The 950-nt window shown below is 56.9% G+C and carries 1 protein-coding gene; it reads right to left on the bottom strand.

Going from position 1 to position 950, the window contains the following annotated elements:
- Nucleotides 1-183: 183 nt before the first annotated feature.
- On the bottom strand, nucleotides 184-950 hold a 767-nt coding region (locus AWB81_RS43510), incomplete at its 5' end, for an IS110 family RNA-guided transposase (protein WP_062644780.1).

Here is a 950-nt window from a genome sequence, read left to right on the forward strand (position 1 = left end):
GCTTTACGCAGGCCGAAGCCGCGAGCCCTGATGGAATGCGCCAGGAATGTCCTCATCTCGGCCACGTGCTTCAGGCACAAGGCTGTGTTCAGGTTTGCATTCCTGCGGTCCGACCTGTTTTGCCATCACTGGGAATCAACCATAGCAACCTATCGGTTCATCAAGGTCTCAGAGTCTATACAGTTAAGCTGGTCTTACACTGACGTGATTCGCTTCGTAACTGCTGTGGTGGGCCAGTATCGCCCAGGCAGTTCGTGCGATCTTGTTCGCCAGAGCGACGGCTACCACGTTGGCGGGGCGCCGCTCCTGAATTCCTTTCTGCCATGCTGTTGGTACCTTCGTGTGACACAGGACCGAGCGGGCTCCATGAATCAGCAGTGTGCGCAGGTAGGGGTCACCTCGCTTGGAGATAGAGCCCAATCGAATCTTTCCGCCCGTACCACTTTGCCGCGGAACAAGACCGAGGAACGCAGCGAATTCACGTCCTGACCTGAAGGTCCTCGCGTCTCCGATTGTTGCTACCAGGGCCGTTGCGGTTAGCCTGCCGATGCCGGGCACGTCGGAAATCGCGCGACATGCCACTTCCTGTTTCTGCCAGGCACCAATGCGCTTCTCGAGTTGATCGATATCGTCCTCGAACGCGTTGATGCGTCGTAACTGGTCTTGCAGATTAAGCATCATCGATGCTGGAAGTGCATCTTCCAGTTCCGCCATGCGCTGCCTTACCTCGGCAAGCCCTGCCGCACGTCCTGTACGAAACGTCACTCCAAATTCGTAGAGAAACCCACGGAGCTGATTCACTTGCATTGTTCGAAACTTGATGAGCTGCGAGCGCATCCGGTGCAAGCTCAGCATCGCCTGCTGATCTTCTGTCTTCGCTGCGACGGTGCGCATGCCAGGTTGCTGAACGGCAGTCCATATCGCCTTCGCATCCGCCGCGTCGGTCTTGT

The organism is Caballeronia arationis (assembly GCF_001544975.2).
Classification (GTDB): domain Bacteria; phylum Pseudomonadota; class Gammaproteobacteria; order Burkholderiales; family Burkholderiaceae; genus Caballeronia; species Caballeronia arationis.